The organism is Streptomyces sp. NPDC013187, assembly GCF_042899705.1.
GTDB classification, from domain to species: domain Bacteria; phylum Actinomycetota; class Actinomycetes; order Streptomycetales; family Streptomycetaceae; genus Streptomyces; species Streptomyces hawaiiensis_A.
The window spans coordinates 1-17,761 of sequence record NZ_JBIBAF010000010.1 but is presented as its reverse complement, the minus strand read 5'-3'; the positions used below and the strand labels follow the sequence as shown (position 1 = coordinate 17,761).

The 17,761-nt window shown below is 70.0% G+C and carries 19 protein-coding genes and 3 pseudogenes; 11 read left to right on the top strand and 11 right to left on the bottom strand.

Annotation, left to right across the window (positions count from 1 at the left end):
- Positions 1-76 precede the first annotated feature (76 nt).
- From ACFY5B_RS22010 to ACFY5B_RS21990, 5 genes are all read left to right on the top strand, one after another.
- Positions 77-673: an RNA polymerase sigma factor gene (locus ACFY5B_RS22010; RefSeq protein WP_389971685.1), complete on the top strand. Its 597-nt coding sequence runs from the start codon at positions 77-79 to the stop codon at positions 671-673.
- Entirely contained in the window at positions 670-1,647 is a 978-nt protein-coding gene (locus tag ACFY5B_RS22005; protein WP_389971683.1) for a CU044_5270 family protein, read from the top strand. Before ACFY5B_RS22010 ends, ACFY5B_RS22005 begins: the two co-directional genes overlap by 4 nt.
- A 492-nt stretch (positions 1,648-2,139) precedes the next feature.
- Positions 2,140-2,343: a hypothetical protein gene (locus tag ACFY5B_RS22000; RefSeq protein WP_389971681.1), complete on the top strand. Its 204-nt coding sequence runs from the start codon at positions 2,140-2,142 to the stop codon at positions 2,341-2,343.
- 170 nt (positions 2,344-2,513) lie between these two features.
- The gene (locus ACFY5B_RS21995; protein ID WP_389971680.1) at positions 2,514-3,203 is read left to right on the top strand and encodes a response regulator transcription factor; all 690 of its coding nucleotides are present in this window, start codon (positions 2,514-2,516) and stop codon (positions 3,201-3,203) included.
- Entirely contained in the window at positions 3,200-4,528 is a 1,329-nt protein-coding gene (locus ACFY5B_RS21990; protein ID WP_389971678.1) for an ATP-binding protein, read from the top strand. The genes ACFY5B_RS21995 and ACFY5B_RS21990 overlap by 4 nt, the downstream gene beginning before the upstream one ends.
- A 159-nt stretch (positions 4,529-4,687) precedes the next feature.
- On the opposite strand, the gene ACFY5B_RS21985 is transcribed toward ACFY5B_RS21990, so the two are convergent.
- On the bottom strand, positions 4,688-5,554 hold the full coding sequence (locus tag ACFY5B_RS21985) for a CAP domain-containing protein (RefSeq protein ID WP_389971676.1): 867 nt from the start codon (positions 5,552-5,554) through the stop codon (positions 4,688-4,690).
- Between the two features lie 754 nt (positions 5,555-6,308).
- Between ACFY5B_RS21985 and ACFY5B_RS21980 the strand changes: the two genes are divergently transcribed.
- The gene (locus tag ACFY5B_RS21980; RefSeq protein ID WP_389971674.1) at positions 6,309-6,692 is read left to right on the top strand and encodes a hypothetical protein; all 384 of its coding nucleotides are present in this window, start codon (positions 6,309-6,311) and stop codon (positions 6,690-6,692) included.
- A 542-nt stretch (positions 6,693-7,234) separates the two neighbouring features.
- Here the strand turns inward: ACFY5B_RS21980 and ACFY5B_RS21975 are convergent.
- The gene (locus ACFY5B_RS21975) at positions 7,235-7,465 is read right to left on the bottom strand and encodes a hypothetical protein (protein WP_389971672.1); all 231 of its coding nucleotides are present in this window, start codon (positions 7,463-7,465) and stop codon (positions 7,235-7,237) included.
- Positions 7,466-7,684: 219 nt separating this feature from the next.
- On the opposite strand from ACFY5B_RS21975, the gene ACFY5B_RS21970 reads away from it, so the two are divergent.
- Positions 7,685-8,059 (top strand): hypothetical protein, encoded by a 375-nt coding sequence (locus tag ACFY5B_RS21970; RefSeq protein ID WP_389972217.1) that lies wholly within the window; start codon positions 7,685-7,687, stop codon positions 8,057-8,059.
- A 41-nt stretch (positions 8,060-8,100) separates the two neighbouring features.
- A pseudogene (locus tag ACFY5B_RS21965) lies at positions 8,101-8,285 on the top strand (IS5/IS1182 family transposase); the annotation flags it as partial.
- Between the two features lie 12 nt (positions 8,286-8,297).
- Here the strand turns inward: ACFY5B_RS21965 and ACFY5B_RS21960 are convergent.
- Both ACFY5B_RS21960 and ACFY5B_RS21955 read right to left on the bottom strand, forming a co-directional pair.
- Positions 8,298-8,804 (bottom strand): DinB family protein, encoded by a 507-nt coding sequence (locus ACFY5B_RS21960; protein WP_389971670.1) that lies wholly within the window; start codon positions 8,802-8,804, stop codon positions 8,298-8,300.
- A gap of 196 nt (positions 8,805-9,000) precedes the next feature.
- Positions 9,001-9,909, bottom strand: coding sequence for an aminoglycoside phosphotransferase family protein (locus tag ACFY5B_RS21955; protein WP_389971668.1), 909 nt, complete (start codon positions 9,907-9,909; stop codon positions 9,001-9,003).
- A gap of 190 nt (positions 9,910-10,099) precedes the next feature.
- Here ACFY5B_RS21955 and ACFY5B_RS21950 point away from each other — a divergent pair, with 190 nt between their 5' ends.
- Entirely contained in the window at positions 10,100-10,522 is a 423-nt protein-coding gene (locus ACFY5B_RS21950; protein ID WP_389971666.1) for a hypothetical protein, read from the top strand.
- Positions 10,523-10,652: 130 nt separating this feature from the next.
- Here the strand turns inward: ACFY5B_RS21950 and ACFY5B_RS21945 are convergent, their stop codons facing one another.
- Positions 10,653-11,177 carry a hypothetical protein gene (locus ACFY5B_RS21945; protein ID WP_389971664.1) on the bottom strand — a complete coding sequence of 175 codons (525 nt, stop codon included), beginning with the start codon at positions 11,175-11,177 and terminating at the stop codon, positions 10,653-10,655.
- A gap of 524 nt (positions 11,178-11,701) precedes the next feature.
- Here ACFY5B_RS21945 and ACFY5B_RS21940 point away from each other — a divergent pair.
- Entirely contained in the window at positions 11,702-12,700 is a 999-nt protein-coding gene (locus ACFY5B_RS21940; RefSeq protein WP_389971662.1) for a YdcF family protein, read from the top strand.
- A gap of 178 nt (positions 12,701-12,878) precedes the next feature.
- Here the strand turns inward: ACFY5B_RS21940 and ACFY5B_RS21935 are convergent, their stop codons facing one another.
- The 3 genes and pseudogenes from ACFY5B_RS21935 to ACFY5B_RS21925 form a co-directional block, all read right to left on the bottom strand.
- A complete protein-coding gene (locus ACFY5B_RS21935) occupies positions 12,879-13,076 on the bottom strand; it encodes a hypothetical protein (protein WP_389972215.1) in 198 nt (65 codons plus the stop codon).
- Between the two features lie 379 nt (positions 13,077-13,455).
- A pseudogene (locus ACFY5B_RS21930) lies at positions 13,456-13,843 on the bottom strand (lamin tail domain-containing protein); the annotation flags it as partial.
- Between the two features lie 490 nt (positions 13,844-14,333).
- Positions 14,334-14,738, bottom strand: a complete 405-nt coding sequence (locus tag ACFY5B_RS21925) for a type II toxin-antitoxin system PemK/MazF family toxin (protein ID WP_389971660.1) — start codon at positions 14,736-14,738, stop codon at positions 14,334-14,336.
- 203 nt (positions 14,739-14,941) lie between these two features.
- Here ACFY5B_RS21925 and ACFY5B_RS21920 point away from each other — a divergent pair.
- A pseudogene (locus ACFY5B_RS21920) lies at positions 14,942-15,584 on the top strand (transposase); the annotation flags it as partial.
- Between the two features lie 4 nt (positions 15,585-15,588).
- Here the strand turns inward: ACFY5B_RS21920 and ACFY5B_RS21915 are convergent.
- The 3 genes from ACFY5B_RS21915 to ACFY5B_RS21905 form a co-directional block, all read right to left on the bottom strand.
- A protein-coding gene (locus ACFY5B_RS21915; protein WP_389971658.1) for an IS5 family transposase occupies positions 15,589-16,520 on the bottom strand; the annotation gives its coding sequence in 2 pieces (ribosomal slippage) (positions 15,589-16,182 and positions 16,185-16,520; 930 coding nt in all).
- A gap of 53 nt (positions 16,521-16,573) precedes the next feature.
- A complete protein-coding gene (locus tag ACFY5B_RS21910; protein WP_389971656.1) occupies positions 16,574-17,158 on the bottom strand; it encodes a hypothetical protein in 585 nt (194 codons plus the stop codon).
- The gene (locus ACFY5B_RS21905; protein WP_389971654.1) at positions 17,155-17,532 is read right to left on the bottom strand and encodes a PadR family transcriptional regulator; all 378 of its coding nucleotides are present in this window, start codon (positions 17,530-17,532) and stop codon (positions 17,155-17,157) included. The genes ACFY5B_RS21910 and ACFY5B_RS21905 overlap by 4 nt, the downstream gene beginning before the upstream one ends.
- Positions 17,533-17,761: the final 229 nt, after the last annotated feature.

Below are 17,761 nucleotides of genomic sequence, written 5' to 3'. Positions count from 1 at the left end.
CCGCGACTCGGCAAGTACAGGGTGTGAACACCCACCACCGTGACACCCACCGACCCCACCGACGGACGGACTGTCCATGACCGACCTGGCCGGCGGCGACGCCGAGCTCATCGCGGCCTCACTCGAGGAACCCGAGCGTTTCGCGGCGCTCTTCGACCGTCACGCCCCGGCGATCCACCGGTACGTCGCCCGACGGCTCGGCCGGGACGCGGCCGACGACGTCACCGCCGAGACGTTTCTGACGGCCTTCCGGATACGGGCGCGGTTCGACCCGGCCCGCGCCGGCGTCCGGCCCTGGCTGTACGGCATCGCCGCCAAGCAGATCGGCCGGCACCGTCGGGAGGAGGTCAGGGCGTTGAAGCTGCTCGCCCGCACCGGCCACGACCCGGTCGCCGACAGCTGGACCGACTCCGCCGACGACCGCCTCGCCGCCGAGGCCGCCGCCCGCCCACTGGCCGGGGCGCTGGCTCATCTCTCCGCGGGCGACCGGCACGTCCTGCTGCTCTTCGCCTGGGCCGACCTCGGCTACCAGGAGATCGCCGAAGCCCTCGGCATTCCCGTCGGCACCGTCCGCTCCCGCCTCAACCGCGCCCGCCGCAAGCTGCGCACCGCAACCGGCGCGGCCGACGGCCCCCTCATCGAAGCTCGCATACACGAAGGTGACCCCGCATGAACGAGCTTTCCGAATTCCGCGGCCTGCGCGCCGACGCACCGCTTCCCGACACCGACCGGCTCGCCGCGCCGCGGGCCCGGCTCACCGCTGCACTCCGGCAGGAGACCCGCCGCGGGCGCGCCGCCCTTCCCAGGCGCCGGATGCTCCTGGTCGGCGCCGCCACCGCAGGGACCCTCGCCATGACCGCCGGGATCGTCGCGACCCTTCCCGAGGACAGCACCCGCGCCTCCGCGACGAAGGGCCCCCAGATGCTGTCGGCAGGTGCCTCCGCCGACGCCCTCGAACTGGCCGCCGCGACCGTCGAGAAGCACGACGGCACAGAACCCGGCCCGAAGCAGTGGGTGTACGAGAAAAACACCTCCTTCGTCCGGGGCAAGCCGCAAAGCAGCGAGGAGTGGACCCGCTGGGACGGCACCGGGCACGCCAATCTGCCCGGCATCCCCCCGGCCGGTGACGTCTCGGACTTCGACCCGGACGAGCTCCAGGTCTGGCACGGGCCCAACCAGGAGGAGAAGTGGAAGAAGGAGGGCTACGACGACCGTTCTCAGCGGCAGTTCTACCGCTTCCTCGCCACCCTGCCGAGCGACCCCGACCGCATGATGAAGCGCATCCGTCAGGAGCACGCCATCGGCTCCATCAAGGGGGAGACGCGCGCTCAGCGTGACTGGCGGGAGATCGACGTCCTGTACCGATCGGTGCTGATCCCGCCGAACGTCCAAGCGGGCCTTTTCCGGGCTCTCGCCAAGATCCCCGGCGCCCGGGTGACGACCGGTGTGAAAGACCCCCTCGGCCGCGCGGCGATCGGGGTGAGCGTGACCTATACCGAGAAGACGCCCTCCGGCTGGCAGGGCAAGCAGCAGATCTTCTTCGATCCCGAGAACTACGCCTACCTCGGAGAGACCCGGGACGACGGGGAGATGGTCAGCGCTCGCGCCGCCTGGGGCGTCGTCAACAAGCCCGGCGCCCGCCCCTGAGCACCCGCGAGGGGCGCCCGGTGTCACACCGGGTGCCCAGCGGCGGCACGGTCTCGCGCCACCCCGACTGGGAGCCGGCCGATGAGTACCTCGGGCCTGCCAAATACGAGTACCGTCTCCTCGACCTCAGCACCTGAGTACGCATCTGCGGCCGTAGGGAGCGAGGCGCTGGACTGACGTGCGGTCACGGTGTTGTCGTTCGTCCGGAGCGGTGCCGGCGGCCCGGGGTGCGTTGCTTGGAGGTGTCACCATGACGTTTCGCGGACTTGGGCCTGGTTCTGCGGCTGGATGGTGGTGGTGATCTCCGATCGGTGGCGGTTCGCCGTGAATGTCACGGTGAGTGTGTGTGTCTCGGTCCGGCTTGTTCTCACTGTGAATCCCTGGTTCGGGACCGCTGAGATCAGGCATACCGCGTCGTTGCCGAACCGTACGGTGGCCTTGCCGCCCTCGGACGGCACGGTGTAGACGCCGGTGCCGCCTTCCCGGCACCCCGTGTCGTCCGCGCCGGCCGGCGCCTTCGAGGTCGCGCTGGGGCCGGTGGGTGTGGGTGTGGGTGTGGGTGTGGGCGCCGGACTGGGACGGATCGCCGGCTTGCTGCTCCGGGGCGGCGGGCTGGGCGTGCGGTTGCTCGCCGACGGGCTCGGGGAGGGCTTGGCGGTGGTGGTGGGGTCGGGCCGCTCGGACTTCTGGGGCTGACTCGGTGCGGACTGCGCGACCGGCGCGGTCGGCCGGGTCGACCCCACCACGAAATGGATCGTGAGAATGACAGCAGTGACACTGGCTGCCGTGCAGGCCAGCCATATGATCAGGTAGCGCAGGAGGCGGGGCACGGCACCATAGTGTCGGACCGGCTAACGTGCCTGCACATGGCCTCTGTACTTGTCGTCGAGGACGACCCCGTCATCCGGGCCGCGCTGATCGAGGTCCTGACCGGTCACGGCTACGCGGTCAGAACCACCCATCAGGGTTTCGAGGCGCTGCGCGAGATCACCCAGAGCCCGCCGGACATCGTGGTGCTGGACCTGGGGCTGCCCGATCTCGACGGCTTGGACGTGCTGCGCATGATCCGGGGCATTTCCCGTGTGCCGGTCCTGGTCGCCACCGCCCGTGACGACGAGAGCGAGATCATCCGGCTGCTCAACGCGGGGGCCGACGACTACCTGGTCAAGCCGTTCTCCGGCGGCCAGCTCGCTGCCCGACTCGCCGCCGTGCTGCGCCGGTTGGTGCCCGCCGATGTAACTGCGGCCCGGCGGCCGGTGCTCCAGGTGGCAGACCTGCGCATCGACCCGACGGCGCGCACCGCGCACCTGGCCGGCCGGGAACTGCCCCTGACTCGCCGCGAGTTCGATCTGCTCGCCTACCTCGCCGCCCACGCCGACCAGGTCCTCACCCGCCGGCGCATACTCGCCGAGGTGTGGCAGCAGCCGTACGTCGAGGATCAGACGGTCGACGTCCACCTCTCCGCGCTGCGCCGCAAGATGGGTGAGAAGGCGCGAAAGCCCCGTTATCTGCGAACGGTTCGCGGTCTGGGTATCAAGTTGGTCAGCTCGCCATGAGACGTGCCCTCGCGGGGATCGCCCTGGCCGTCACCTCGATGGTGGCTCTGTCCTTCCTCATCCCCCTGGCCCTCCTCGTGCGCGAGCAGGTACGGGACCGGGCCACCACGGCTGCCCAGCAGCGGGCGTCCGCCTTGTCTCCGGTGCTCGCCCTCACCACCCGGCGCGCCGACGTACAGCAGGCCGTCGCCGAGCTCGGCTCTTCCGACCAGCTCGTCGTGCGTCTGCCCGACGGCGGTTTCGTCGGCACGCCGCACGCGCCCGGGGACGTGCTCGACCGGGCCGTGCGCGGGCGCGAGACGCTGGCCGTGGACACCGCCGGCGGCTGGGTCTACCTTCAGCCCGTCGTCCTGCAGGGTGACCGGGTGGCGGTTGTGGAAGCCTTTGTGCCCGCCGCAGATCTCACCCGGGGTGTGGCCGCGTCCTGGGGTGTCATGGCGCTGCTCGCGCTGGGTCTGGTCGGCGGTTCGGTGCTCGTGGCCGACCGCCTCGGCGCCCGCGTCGTGCGCTCCTCGCGCAGTCTCAAGCGTGCCTCACTGGCTCTGGGTTCGGGCGACCTGGACGTGCGTGTCGAACCCGACGGCCCGCCCGAACTGCAGGAGGCCGGTGCGGCGTTCAACATCATGGCCGAGCGCGTCCTCGACCTGCTCGCGGTGGAACGCGAGCTGGTCGCCGACCTCTCGCACCGGCTGCGCACCCCGTTGACCGCTCTCTACCTGGAGGCCGACCGGATGGGGTCGACGCCCAGCGCCCGGCGGGTCGCGGAGGCGGCCGGCCAGCTGGAGAGGGAACTGGACTCGATCATCGCCGCGGCCCGTACACCGCTCGCGTCGGCCCGCCCGGCCCGTGCGGCGGCCGGCGCGGCGAAGGCGTGCGATGTCGCCGAGGTGGTCGCCATGCGTCTGGACTTCTGGTCGGTTCTCGCTGCCCAGCAAGGACGGCCCTACGAGCGTTCCCTCACGCCGCGACTGGTGCCCGTCGTCTTCCCCGAGGACGACCTCGCGGCCGTCGTCGATGCCCTGATCGGCAATGTCTTCCGGCACACCCCGGAGGGCACCGCCTTCGCCGTGCGGGTGGAGCGGGCGGATCGGCACGTGTTCCTCACGGTCGATGACGCGGGGCCGGGCGTGGCGGACCCTGACGCAGCGCTCACGCGGGGTGTGAGCGTCGGCGGTTCGACGGGGCTGGGCCTGGACATCGTGGCCCGGGCGTCCCGCGCGGCGGACGGCGAACTGACGATCACACGGGCGCCGTTGGGCGGCGCCCGCGTGCGGGTGTCGTTCGTACTGGCCGACGCGGGCGGGGCCGGCGGCGTGGGGCGGTGAGCGGGGCCGGCAACCCGCGCCCGCGGGTCAGGGGGTGAGCGGGGCCGGCAACCCGCGCCCGCGGGTCAGGGGGTGAGGGGGCCGGCAACCCGTGCCCGCGGGTCAGGGGGTGAGGGGGGCGGCGACCTGTGCCCGCGGGCCAAGGGGTGGTGAGTGGGGTCAGCGACCGGTGCCGAAGTTCTGCGTCCACCAGGGGCCGCCGTCGCCGAAGTGGACGCCCACGCCGAGCTCCTTGAAGGAGCAGTTGAGTATGTTCGCGCGGTGTCCGGGGCTGTTCATCCAGGACTTCATGACCGAGGCTGCGTCCGCCTGGCCCCGGGCTATGTTCTCGCCCAGGGTCGACCACTGGTAGCCCGCGGCCTCGACCCGGGTGGTCATCGTCGAGCCGTCGGGGCCGGTGTGGGACATCACGCCGCTGTTCGCCATGACGTCGCTGTAGTCGTCGGCGGCCCGGGTGAGCCGGTCGTTCGCCGTGACCGGTGAGCATCCCGCCGCGGCCCGCTCCTTGTTGACCAGCGCGAGCACCTGGGCCTCGGGCCCGTCACCGGACGCCGAACCCGACCCGGAACCCGGCCCGGCGTCCGCTCTGGTGCCGCCCGGCCGCATGCTGCCGCCCGAACCGCTCGCCGCCCCGCCGCCGTTGCTCTTCGCCGTCGTCCCCGCGGGTGCCTTCGGCGCGGGGACGGTCGTCTTCTGTGCACGGGGGGTGGGGCTCGCCGACCGCTTCTGCTTCTCCTTCGCCTTCGCGCTCGGCGAGCTGCTCGCCGTGGTGCTCGGGCTCGCCGACGCTGAGGCGAGCGACGCCGCTTTGCCGGTGGTGTCGCCGGCGCCCGGCGTCCTGTCCGTGCCGTTCGCGACCACCCGGTCCGACGCGTCGCCGTCCTCGCCGCTGACGACGGCCAGGGTGATCCCGACGCCGGCGATCGCAGCGACGGCTCCCATGGCCAGCGCGGGACCGCGCCTCTTCGGCCCACTGCGGGGCCGGGCCTGGAAGCGGGACGGACGAACGGCTCGGCGGGAACCCATGCAGGACACCTCGGTTGGTCGGTCGGCTGACTCGGCCCCGTGGCCGGTGGCCGCGATCGCGGCCACCGGACCTGTGGGGGGTGTTCGAGAGCCTAGGACCCGGCCGGGGCGCAGACCTCTGTCCGAGGTCATCTTCAAGAAGCCTTAAGACAGCCGCCAAAGTCCGCTGAGGAACGGGCGGGAAGTGGCCCAGCCTGTCAGGCCCGGCCTGGTCTGCACCGTCTGCGCAGCCAGGACACCCCTCTACCTGTACAAGCCCTCATCTACCTGTACAAGCCCTCACAAGAACGGAGCTGCCGCATCTCCCGCCTGGCAGGCGCCAGGAGGCGGCCGAGCCGTACCGCAGGGCGGCGGTGCTGCGGCGGCGACCGGCGGCTGCCTGAGCACTGCTTCGCCGTGGTTCTCTTCGCGGTGGTCTTTCGGCCGACTGCCTGTGCGTGGGGCATGTCCACAGCTCGTGTGTCGGGGTCTTCGCCGATGGAGGCCCTGGCTTTCAGCACGGACTCGCTCTGGGCGGCCATCGCATACACCGGCCGGTCCGTCGTCTCCTTCGCCTCCTCCAGCCATGCTGGCGCGCGGTGTTCGTGCTTGGCCTCGATGATCTGCTCGATGTGCAGGCAGCGGCCATGACGGCCAGGAACGTACCCGTGCCGGCGGCGGTGCGGGAGGAAATGGAGGTGGCGGCAGGTAGGTTGGTGAACGACCGGGGCGGGGGCCGTCGGCGCTGAGTGAGGGAATCGACAGTGGGGGCAACGTGACCGGACTGATAGGTCTCGGAGTGCTCCTCCTGCCGTTCGGGCTGCGGATCTGGTACGTCGAACGGAGTATGAGACGCAACGGCGTACGCGTGGTAGCCACCTGCGTCGACCACATCTACGAGGGCAACAGCGCCAATCCGAGACGGCTCGTCTGCACGGGCACCACCGCGGACGGCCGCTCCATGCGCTGGAATGTGGATGCCGACCCCGATTCGTTCCCACGCGTGGGGGAGCCGATCGACCTGGTCTACGACGCCCACTACCCGGGTCAGGCGGAACGGTGGACCGAGAAGAAGTCTCCTGTCAGCCTCGGCGTCGGCTGGACCTCCTTGGCCGTGCTGCTGATCGCGGCGGGCACGCTGGTCATGCTGCTCGGATAAAGCGGACACCTGCGGCCACGCCGTACACGTGAACAACGGACAGCATCGAACGCTGTCCATAACTTCGGCTCCGCCGCGTATCCAGTGGGCAGCGGGCTGTCCACAGCCACAGTAAGCATCGGCTCGGGCAAGGACCATGTCACGCCCGGATGCCTCCCACGCTGCGCACTGCCGCACCGGCCGGGAAGGGCACGGTCACTCGGTGGCCTTCATTGCAGACTTGCGGTTCGGCTCTACAGGACCCGCTTCGGGCAGGTCTGGGGCACCTGGCCAGGACCTTGGCGTGCGCCACACGTCGTGTGAGTCAAAGGGAAGGGCCGTCATGGCCTCCGGGGGTCGAGCCCATCACACCCTCAAGGCTCGGGACTAGCAAGCGCGTGACATGGGAGCAGGCACAGTCGAGCTCGGAGGCACCCTGCGCCCGCTGCGCGACCCAGACGCGGTCGGGCTGGACGACGACGAGGACGGAGACGCAGCGGAGGACTGACCAGGCCCGCCGCGTCCACGAACGCCCGGTTCTTCCTCTCGGACCGTGGCGAGGCTCAGCCGCGGCGCTGGTCTGCGGGACCGTCCGCCTTCTGCGCGGCCGCCTTACGCGTCTGGGCCCAGGAGGCGAGCAGGACGTGGCCGTCGGCGCTCGGGCTGCCCGGCGCGGCGGTGTAGGTGACGATCGAGACGTGGGGGTCGCCGGGCAGGTCGAAATCGGTGTACTCGAGGTCGAGCGTGCCGACGGCCGGGTGGTGGATGACCTTGAGCGACCACTCCTGTCGCACACCATCCCCCTGCCGTCGGGCTGTCGGTTCAACCGGTCAGCCAAGACAGGGCTCAGCAGCAGGAAACGGCATGCCCACACACGGCACCGGCGCCCGCCACCTCGCTGAGGTTCTGCGGGTGCGGACCATTCGCGCCTCGGTGTCGACGTCCGCGTCGGGGTCGGCCCCTCGATCACCGTCGCTGCCACCGCCTCCGCACAGGTCGAGGCGCCCGGCGGCGTGCTGGCCGTCGACCCCGACCACGCCGCCGCCCGGCCGGCCACACTCCTGGTCGAAGCGCTCCACGGCATCCGGCTCCGGCAGGCGGAGGTGCTGTGCGACTATGGCGTCCACAATGTCGGCTTGCCCGCCGCGATCCCGCCCGCCACGGTGCGGCGCCTCCTGGGCGGCCGCGCCGGACGGCTGGCAGCCGACCGTGCCCGCGGCATCGACCCGCGCCCGGTCGTCCCCCGTCCGCTGCCCGCCTCCGCCACCATCCGCACGGCCTTTCACCGGCACACTCTGGACAGCGCCGCAGTCCGCGCCGCTCTTCTCGACACCGTGGTCAGCCTCGCTCTGCTGCTGCGCCGCGTCATCCAGCCGCCCGCGCCCTGACACTGACGCTGAGGTTCGCCGACGGCAGCAGCTGGGACGGCGGCCACAAGGAGTACTCCTCCCGTCGCAACCGCCGTCACCTGCGACGACGCCAGATCAAGCACACCATCCCCGAGCCGAAGAACCAGCGAACTCCCGGGCCGTGGCTACGAGGTTCGACAAGCGGGGCTGCATCTTCCACAGCACCGTCACCGTCGCCTCGATCCGACTCTGGCTCCGACCATGATCTCCGCCGGATCTAGTCGCCGGTCGTGCCGTCGAGCATCTCGCGCAGGATGTCCAAGTGGCCGTTGTGGCGGGCTGTCTCCTCGGTGAGGTGGAGGAGGATCCAGCGCAGGTCGACATGCAGACCGTCGCGGACTGCTCGCTTGGCCTTGGTGTCCAGGCCGGTCCCCGCAACCAGTTCGCGGTAGCGGGCGCTTTGTTCAGCGTATTCGTCGAGCAACTGCGTGAGCGGGAAGTCGACCGCGATACGCATCTCGCGGTCGGGGTCTTCCTCGGTCCAGGGGCCCTGGTCTTCCTCGCCGAGGAAGACCACTTGGAACCAGTAGTACTCGACCCACCGGAGGTGGTTGATCACTCCGCTCATGGTCATCAGCGGTGAGCGGGGCAGGAGCGCCTTGCGGGCGTTCTCCGCAGAGACGCCGTCGCACTTGGCACGGGCGGTGCCACGTGTGTAGTCGAGAAACGTGGTGAGCTGGGTGCGCTCGTCCCACGCGGGCGGTGTGTCGTCGATCTTGGTCATCGCGCGAAGCGTCCCCGATCACGCCACTGTTGTCGAGGTGATTATCGACGGGCCCAACCTGCTCCACCGAACTGCGCGCGGTAGCCATCCTTCTCCAGACCTTGGGGTGTCTCATGAGACATGGAGGACGACCTGTCGCAGTCAGTGGATGCTGGCAGCAGGTGAGGGACGGTGGCGGCCGGCCCCACGGTCCTGGTCACGCGAAGCGTTCGTGGTCGGTCAGCACCGCGTTTATCACTTCGAGGTGAGTGGCGATGCGTTCGTCTCGGGGGTCGGAACAGTCGGTAACAGTCAGTGCGGACTTCCACAGCGCCCAGCCCCTGGCCCTGGCCCATGTGCCGTCGTCCTGGCCGACCGCCTGACGGAACGCCTCGCGACTGTCCTCGCGGAACATGGTCCAGGCGATCGTGAGGTCGCAGGCCGGATCGCCGACCCCCGAGGTGCCGAAATCGATCACTGCCGACAACTCGCCGTCCTTGACGAGCAGGTTGTTGGCGCCAACGTCGCCATGGAACCACACCGGCGCCCCGTGCCACTCGGCGGCGAGCGCCGCTTGCCAGACATCCGTGGCCCACGCGGTGTCGATGCAGCTGCCCAGGACCGCGATGCAGCGGCGAGTCTCGTCCTCGTAGTGTGCGGGCGACGAGCCGCGGTGGAAGCTGTGCGGCCCCGCGAGGGGAGCACCGGTGGTGTCGCAGCGCTGGAGGGCGAGGATGAACTCGGCGACGTCGGTGGCGAACTGGGCCATGTCGTGGATGCGTCCGCTGGAGGCCGTCTCACCGGGCAGCCAGCGGCGCACGGACCAAGGGTACGGGTACCCCTCGGCCGGGGCCCCCTTGGCCAGGATGGTGGGAATGGCTGTCGGCAACAAGGGGGCCAGGCGGGGCAGCCACTCGCATTCCTTGTCGACAGCCGGCGCGTACCCGGCGGCAGTGGGCAGGCGGACTGTCATGTGGTCACCGAGGCGGTAGGTGCGGTTGTCCCAGCCGTCCGCCGCCACTGGGACGACCGGTAGGCGGCTCCACTGCGGGAACTGTGCGGCGAGCAATCGCCTCACCAGCGCTGCGTCGATACCTGCCCGCCCATCCGGACCAGTCGAAGTCATCCGCTGATCATCGCCCCTGACATTGAACCAGGCAATCCTTTCATGCTACGGAAGAGACGAACGCGAGGGGGCGGGTGAGGTGCGGCACGAAGACATCCACTGTGGTGAGCGCGGCACCCACGCGCGGTGCCTGCCCGAGCCGTGGATGTGCGATGTCTTCCATCGTGACGGCAGCCTGAGGGACATTCGGGTGCTCCGTACGACCCGCGTCGAGTGGATCGCCGTCCTCGAACGCCTGCGTGCTGTGGCCGACGAGACCGAGGTGGAGCACCCTTACCCCCAGCTCGATCCCGTACGTCCCGCCATGGCCGACCTCTTCCGCGTCTGGGCAGACGAGCCGGAGGGGCAGGGGACAAGTTTCTCCTTCCGGGCCCGCTTCGGCGCCGTGTGGTTCTTCGCCCTGCCCTACGACGAGGAGGAGATCGAGTTCTCCGTCTGGCCTGAGGACGTCCTCGACGGGGCGGGGGTGGCCGCCGTGCTGCGGTTCCTGGCGGAGATCGCAACGGCCAGTCAACGAAGGGCCCTGCTGACTGGCGAGACCGTCCGGTATGACCCCGGGATGCCGACGCTGATCTCCCACGACCCGGAAACGGGCCTCACTTCCCACATCTGACTCCCAGCGGCGCAGGTACATGAGGAGGCGAATGGCACCAGCCCTGCCGGTACCCCCGCCACGCGAGTGCACCAGTGCGAAAGGCCGCCGATTTCGGGACTTGCCCACCGTCCCCGCCCTGCCTGGCCGCTCACTCCTCTCGCAGGACCTGGCGCATCCGGCGGAGGCGGTCCAGGGAGCGGCGGCGCATCCACAGGACCCAGGAGCACAGCGCGACCATGCCGCCCGCGAAGAGAAGGGGGAAGGCGAGGGACCCGCTGACGGCTCCGAGGACGAGCATGCCGACCGCGATGAGGCCCATGGCGCCGAGCCAGTACGGCAGCCACTTGCCCGCCCGCTCCATCTGGCCGAGCTGCTCGGCGACCAGCCGTCGCATGGCCGCCTGCTCCTCGAGGTCCTGCGGCACCTCATGGTGGCGGATCTTCCGATTCAGATCGGCGAGGCCGCCCGCGTCGGTGCCCACGGCTCGGGCGGCCCGGCGGCGCTGGACGGCCAGGACCGCGATGGCGGCCCCGGTGTAGAGAGCGCTGTGAAACACCCAGACAGCCGGGTGCTCGTCCCTGCGGATCCGGGCCGTGGCGCCCAGTCCCAGCAGGAAGACCAGGGTCGCCTGCGCGGTCAGACTGCGGTCGAGTAAGCGCTTGAGCGAGAGCACAGCGCAGACCTCCTTCAAGGGGAGCCCGGACAGCGTCGTCGTCTCCCGGATACCCCGCGTTCTCCCGCTCATCGGGTCCGTGCGCTGTCAGGGTGGCGGCAGGTTGCCGGCTGGATCGTGCTGTGTTGTGTCTGTGCTGGTCTGCTACGGCTCCGGCGACTGGCTGACGCGGAAGGGGGCTTCGGGGCGGGTAAGGCGAGCCGGTGCAAGCGGGAGCGCAGCAGGGCCGAGCGGGCAGTGGAGTGCGGCTGCTGCTGCGGCACGGGCGGCGCACCGCCTGCGGGCCGGGCCAAAAACCACACCGTCCATCTGTGTGTCCCGAGCGGCCGGCGGGCAGCACCACCGGCACGACGTGCCGGTCCCGCCGGACGCACCGCCGCCCGCCCGGGTTCGGCGTAGCACAGCAGGTCTGGGAGGATGGCCGGCAGCCGTCCGTACCGGGATGGGAACCCGCGGGCGGCGAGAGGCGAGCGGGTAGAGGCAGCGGCCCGGCGGGCGGGCGGGAGAGCGGAGCGGTGCGGCACATGCCGGAGTACCCGGAGTACCTCGCCGCGGTCGTGTTCGCCGCGGGCGGCGTCGTCAACGCCCTGCTGGCACCGCACCGGTTCTCCACCGCCGTCCTCTTCTGCCTCACGGTGGCCTCTGCCGGACTCGGCCTGGCCGCTCGCAGTGCGTCAGCCCACCCGGCCATCGCCCCCCTCCTCGCCGTCGCCGCCCTGCTCTTGGCGCTGGCGCTGGGACTGCTACTGCTGGCTGACGGCGTCCTCCTGGTCCGGCGCTATGGACCGCAGGCAGCCCTGCTGGCGAGTGGGGCCGCCGGCTGCGCGGTGCTGGCGGTGCTCGGCCTCGACGCGGTCTTCCACGCGGTCGGCGGCGAGGCGTTCGGTGCCCTCGTCGTCGCGGTGAACGCGGGCGCGGGATACCTCACTCTGCTCTTCCTGGTCTTCGCCGGCTACGTGTTCGTCCGGGGCCGTAGCAGCCCCCTGGCGGACACCACCCATGTCGTCGTCCTGGGCGCCGGGCTCAACGGCGACCGGCCCGGCCCGCTGCTGGCCCGCAGGCTGGAGCGCGCCCTCGCGATCGACGCCGCCCGCGCACCGGACACGCCTCGTGTGGTGTTCGTCGTCTCGGGCGGCCAGGGCGAGGACGAGGTCCGCTCCGAGGCGGACGCGATGGCCGACTATCTGCGCGGACGTGGAGTGCCCGCCGACCGGATCGTGCGGGAAGACCGCTCCGTCAACACCGGGCAGAACCTCCGCTTCAGCGCGGCCCTCGTGGACGACACGACTCCCGGCCACCGTGCCACGGTGGTCACCAGCGACTTCCACGTCTACCGCACGACCCTGCTGGCCCGCCGCCTCGGCGTGCCCGTGCACGTCGTGGGCGCGCCGACCTCCCCCGCCTACTGGCTGGCCGCGACACTGCGCGAATTCGCCGCCATCCTGTGGCTGGACCGCCTCCCCCTGATCGGACTCAGCCTGCTGCTGGCGGTGCCGGTGGCGACGGCGGTCTTCGAGCACTGAAGCGCCGACCGCAGACCTCGTAAGTGGTCCTGGCAAAGGCGCCGGACATGGCGCGGTCGAGGAGGGGAGGGGAGAGGGCCGGCCGGGCTGCCCGACCGGTGCGCGCAGCCCGCCGCGCGGGGTGCGCGCGACCAGCTCGTCGAGGTCGGCGCCCAGGTTGATGAGGACAAGGACAGCACTAGATTTTGGGCCCAGGGTTCCTGGGCTGCCCTCCCATGCGGTGGTCGCTCCAGTCGATGCCGTCGTCGCGCTCCTTGCTCGATGCGAGTCCGAGGAACCCGAGGAGGGGAGCTGCGATGAGGATGGCCCCGCACAGGCTGCCGATCGCGATGTAGGCCGCTGCGGCGGTGAAGGCCCAGAACAGGACGTCGCACATGATCCTCGCCCACAGCGGGAACGGGGCACGCCACGCGTGGTATCGGCGGTACAGGCGCACGACCTTGCCGGAGGCACGCTTGGATCGGCCAGCCTTTCCCTGACCTGTCCATACAGCGTGGCTGTTGCCGTACCCACGTCCCTTTTTGTCGCCCATAAAGCTTCCTCATCCCTTCGAGTGCCCGTGACCACAGCAGCTCTCTCCCCTGGGCGGGCAACCGTCGCTCACGACCCGATGCGCGCGAGCGGGAGCGTGAATCGGCGCGGGCAGTGGTCGCTCGCCGACGGGCCGGTCGGTGGTGCGCTGGGACGGAGGCTCTGTGTTCGCGGTGCTGGCACCTTCGCCTCACTGACGACGGCAGGGTCCAAAGCGGGCTGAGCCACAGGAAGTTGCAGTTGTCGCGGTAGACGACGTTGTGGGTGTCGGAGTCGGTGCCGTGGCCGCCGCGCAGCTTCACATAGTCACCGGGCTGCAGGTAGTGGTTGGCGGTGGAGGCGAAGCGGTTACTGGTGGCGTCTTTGACGGCGTAGCCCTTGAGGTTGATCGTCGAGCGGGACGAGTAGTCCTTCACCATCAGGTACTCCTCGTCGGTGTTGCCCGAGGAATGTGTTGGAGTCCCGGCCCGGCGCGTCGTACTGCACTCTGCGGATCTCCAATGCCGAGCGGTACTCGGCGGCGTGTGCGGGAACGAAGGACGGGGCGGTCAGCGCGCCGGCCGCAACAGCAGCAGCCGTGACGTGGTCCTGAGGCAAGAGCGGGCCCTCCATGGTTGAGCGGGTGGTGTCGCCTGTGCAGGACACACTCCCGACTCCTGCGGTTGCGCGAAGACGAGGACCTTCACCCGTTCGAAGGACGCAGGGGTGACGGCCGAGGGCCCGACCCGACGATTCGGCGTCTGCGTGCTGAGCTTGCGGCCCTGACCCCTGAGCCAGGTGCTGGCCCTGCGGCGTCGAGGTCCGCCCCGGAGCCTCGCGCTGGTCAGGACGGCTCGGCGTGCCCGTTCGCCGAACGAGCGAGCGACAACCGGGGCTGATCCACGCTGCGGCCGCCTGGCAGAAACGTGCCCACCTTTCAGCAACTGCTCGCTGACTGCTGTGACCAACGACGGCCTGCAACTGCCGCCGATCGCACCTAGATTGCTGGCACCGGTGTCTTTGAGTACTCCAGCCGTAGATCGTGATCTTGTTGCTGGAGGGCGGTGGAGAGGGGGCCGCCGTCGGTCGTCGACGAGATCGAGCCGGGCAGCAGAGGCGTCCGCTACTCGAGTCCTCCGAGACGGCGGGCATCTTTGATCTCGCGGAGCCTGGCAGCCGACATCGGGGTCCACTCCCTCCTCTGTCCGGCGGTATGGAGGGCGGCTCCAACCTCGCTGAGCTTCGCGGAGGACAACGTGCCCGCTCGCTCGATCAGGTCGTCCCGGGCGACAGTGGTCAGCCAGGTGCAAGGAGTAAAGCCTGGACGGGGGAACGCGAACCGCAGCACGCCTTCGAAAGGCAGCCCTTCCCGGGCGCCTATCGCCACTTCGATGCCCAGGCCGCTGATATCGACGCCCGCTGGCGCAACGACCTGCATCACCTGGAACCCGGATGACTCGTCGTCCGACAGCAGCACGACCGGGCGTCGCTCGTCGAAGTCGACCCACCAGACTTCGCCGCGCTGCATGTGTCCTCCTGGTACGAGTCGGCGGGCGGACGCTGCATGCCCGAGCGGGACACCGGATGCGGCCCCGTCTTCGCACGTCGTGACCGAGGGGGGGTGAAGACGGTGCGGCCACCGGTGATCATCGGTGTGTGAAGACTGTAGATCATGCGATAGCCGCGGGTCATAGCGTAGACCCTGTCCGCTGGCAGGAGGCGTTCGAGGTCGTGAGGGGCCGGATAGCGGGCCGGTTCGCGCGGGTTGAACCCCGGCGCCGCGTACAGGACTTGGTGCTGGGGCTGCTGTCGGACCTGCCGCGCAAGAACTGCTGAAGCATCGCCGAGTGGGCCGGGGAAGCGAGTCCGGACGGCATGCAGCACATGCTCGGGCCGCCGCGGACACGCGGCAGTGGACCGTGAGCTGTACATCCCGCGCTCGTGGACGTGCGACCCGGCCCGCTGCCGGACCGCCGGCCTGGCCGAGGGCACCGTCTTCGCGACCAAGCCGGAGCTGGCCGCCCGGATGATCGGCCGGTTCCTTGACGCCGGGTACCGCGTGGCCTGGGTCGCGGGCGACGAGGTCTACGGCGGCAACCCGAAACTCCGGGCGGCGCTGGAAAGGCGCGGCGTCGGCTATGTGCTCGCCGTCGCCTGCTCCCATGAAGTCACGGCCGATGCCGGGAAGTTCCGCGCGGATGCCCTGGCGGTCAAGGTGCCGAAGCGGGCCTGACAAAAGCTGGCGACAGGGGACGGCACCAAGGGACACCGCTTCTACGCCTGGGCCGTCATCGACCTGGCCGAACCCCGCCCCGGCAGCCAGCAACTGCTGATCCGCCGCAACCGCACCACCGGTGAACTAGGACTTGTCCGGCCGATCATGTGCGGAGCCAGATGACGAGAGCCGCCGCAGTGACAGTGTCGAGGAAGACGTAGCCGCGTTTGTCATATCGGGTAGCCACGGCCCGTGACTGCTTGAGCCTATTGATCGCCCGCTCGACGGTGTTGCGCTTCTTGTACCGCTCTTCGTCGAAGCCGGGTGGCCGTCCGCCGCGTGAGCCTTTGCGCAGGCGGGCGGCCTGGCTGTCGGTCTTCTCCGGGATGGAGTGCTGGATGCCCCGGCGCCGCAAGTACTCACGGCAGGGACCGTTGCTATAGGCCTTGTCCGCCGCCAGGCTTTCAGGCTTCTTGCGTGGCCTGCCGCGTCCAAGCCTGGGAACGCGGATCTTCTCCAGCACCGCCGTGAACTGGGAGCAGTCGGCCCGCTGCCCACCGGTAACGACCAGCGATAGCGGACGGCAGCGGCCGTCGGCACTCAGGTGGAATTTGCTGGTGAACCCGCCCCGCGAGCGGCCCAGGCCCTCACTTCCTGCGCCACCTCCACCAGGCGGGCGAGCAGGCGTTGCCACGGCGTCTCGGCCTGATGTTCGTCTTCTGCCGCCCCCTTTGTTTCCGGAGCCGGCGGCGGATCGGTGCGGGCACCGGCTGCATGCTGATGCGCACGCACGATGGTCGAGTCCACCGCGATGGCCCAGTCGATCTCACCTGCTGCGTCGGCCGCGGCCTGGACCTGCTGCAGCAGGCGTTCCCAGGTGCCGTCGGCCGACCACAGCCGGTGGCGTTCATAGACCGTTTTCCATGGCCCGAACCGCTCGGGCAGGTCGCGCCACTGCACCCCGGTCCGCACCCGGTGCAGAATCCCGTCGATCACCTGCCGATGATCGCGCCACCGGCCGCAACGTCCGTTGCTGACCGGCAGGAACGGCCGCAGCTGTTCCCACTCCGCATCCGTCAAGTCACCCCGCCCCATGTCTGGGACAACGAGACAACAGTTGGATAGTCACATGATCGGACGGGCTTGTCCTAGTCGACGCCGGGCGCGGTGTTCTTCCTGCTCCGCGCATCGGCGACGGCGTACGGAAGCCCTGGAAGGAGCAGCGCCGGGGCCACCCACAGTGGCAATGCGAACAGCTCCCCGTCGCCGCCCAGCCATTGGGAGAGCAGCACTGCGGGCAGGCCGACGGCAAGGGCGACCGCCAGGCTCCTACCGAGCCCCAGGCTGCCGCGCCGCAGCTCCCAGGCGACCGTGACCGCTGCGACGACAGTCCAGAAGGCAACATCGTTGACGCTCACGACCCGTTCGGTGGTCCACCGGAGCAGACACGTGGCCAGCATCAGCCAGCCGATCATGAAACAGACCATCGCCGCCGTGCGCAGCAGCCGGCGGGCAAACGGAGCGCGGGCCCGGGCCCAGGAGGCGGCGAACCCCTTCACGTCGCTGCCCACGACGTCCTGGGGCGTGCGGCCTGCGGCCACCGCGTCGTCCAGATGAGCGGAGAGCTCATCGAGCATCTCCCGGACGGATCCGTCGTCGATGCCCCGGTACTCCCAATTACTGCGGCAGACCGCGAGTATCTGCTGGTTCGTCATGGTTCGCTGGTCCGTCATGGTGCGCTTCCCCCCGTGGGTTCGGTAGCGGTCAGGATCCGCCCCACACGCCTGCTGAAGGCGTGCCATACGGCCCGGCCGCTCGCCAGTTCGGCACTTCCCGCTTCGGTCAAGCGGTAGTACTTGCGCGGGGCGCCACCGCTGGCCGACGGGGCGCGGTACGAGGAGATGAGCCCCTCCCGCTCCAGCCGGGTGAGCAACGGATAGATACTGCCTTCGCTCACGAGATCGAGCCCGTTGTCGGCGAGTGCCGCCACGAACTCGAAGCCGTAACGCGGCCGTTCGGCGATCAGCGACAGCAGGCACAGGTCGAGCACTCCGCGCAGCAGCTGACTACGACGCTGGTCACCGGTCGCGGGCAGCCCCTTTGTCATGCGGTACAAGATAGTCAACCATTGTCATGCGCCGCAAGATACTTGCGTCGCATGACAATGAGTGGCCCCGATGGCGCAGGCACTCGTGGCAGGTCTGACTCCAGCCTGATCGGCCGGACAAGTCCTAGTGACCTGAGTCGGAGATTCATCGTTGGTTCGGTATGAGTCGTCCGGGTCCTAAGATTCCGCCGTTGTCGGTGACCGATGCCCAGCGGGCTGTGCTGGAGGG

Bases quoted from the DNA above. Each gene is read 5' to 3' on its own strand.
- ACFY5B_RS22010 (WP_389971685.1), top strand. From the start codon at position 77: ATGACCGACCTGGCCGGCGGCGACGCCGAGCTCATCGCGGCCTCACTC.
- ACFY5B_RS22005 (WP_389971683.1), top strand. From the start codon at position 670: ATGAACGAGCTTTCCGAATTCCGCGGCCTGCGCGCCGACGCACCGCTT.
- ACFY5B_RS21995 (WP_389971680.1), top strand. From the start codon at position 2,514: ATGGCCTCTGTACTTGTCGTCGAGGACGACCCCGTCATCCGGGCCGCG.
- ACFY5B_RS21990 (WP_389971678.1), top strand. From the start codon at position 3,200: ATGAGACGTGCCCTCGCGGGGATCGCCCTGGCCGTCACCTCGATGGTG.
- ACFY5B_RS21985 (WP_389971676.1), bottom strand. From the start codon at position 5,554: ATGGGTTCCCGCCGAGCCGTTCGTCCGTCCCGCTTCCAGGCCCGGCCC.
- ACFY5B_RS21960 (WP_389971670.1), bottom strand. From the start codon at position 8,804: ATGACCAAGATCGACGACACACCGCCCGCGTGGGACGAGCGCACCCAG.
- ACFY5B_RS21955 (WP_389971668.1), bottom strand. From the start codon at position 9,909: ATGACTTCGACTGGTCCGGATGGGCGGGCAGGTATCGACGCAGCGCTG.
- ACFY5B_RS21940 (WP_389971662.1), top strand. From the start codon at position 11,702: ATGCCGGAGTACCCGGAGTACCTCGCCGCGGTCGTGTTCGCCGCGGGC.
- ACFY5B_RS21935 (WP_389972215.1), bottom strand. From the start codon at position 13,076: ATGTGCGACGTCCTGTTCTGGGCCTTCACCGCCGCAGCGGCCTACATC.
- ACFY5B_RS21925 (WP_389971660.1), bottom strand. From the start codon at position 14,738: ATGCAGCGCGGCGAAGTCTGGTGGGTCGACTTCGACGAGCGACGCCCG.
- ACFY5B_RS21910 (WP_389971656.1), bottom strand. From the start codon at position 17,158: ATGACGGACCAGCGAACCATGACGAACCAGCAGATACTCGCGGTCTGC.
- ACFY5B_RS21905 (WP_389971654.1), bottom strand. From the start codon at position 17,532: ATGACAAAGGGGCTGCCCGCGACCGGTGACCAGCGTCGTAGTCAGCTG.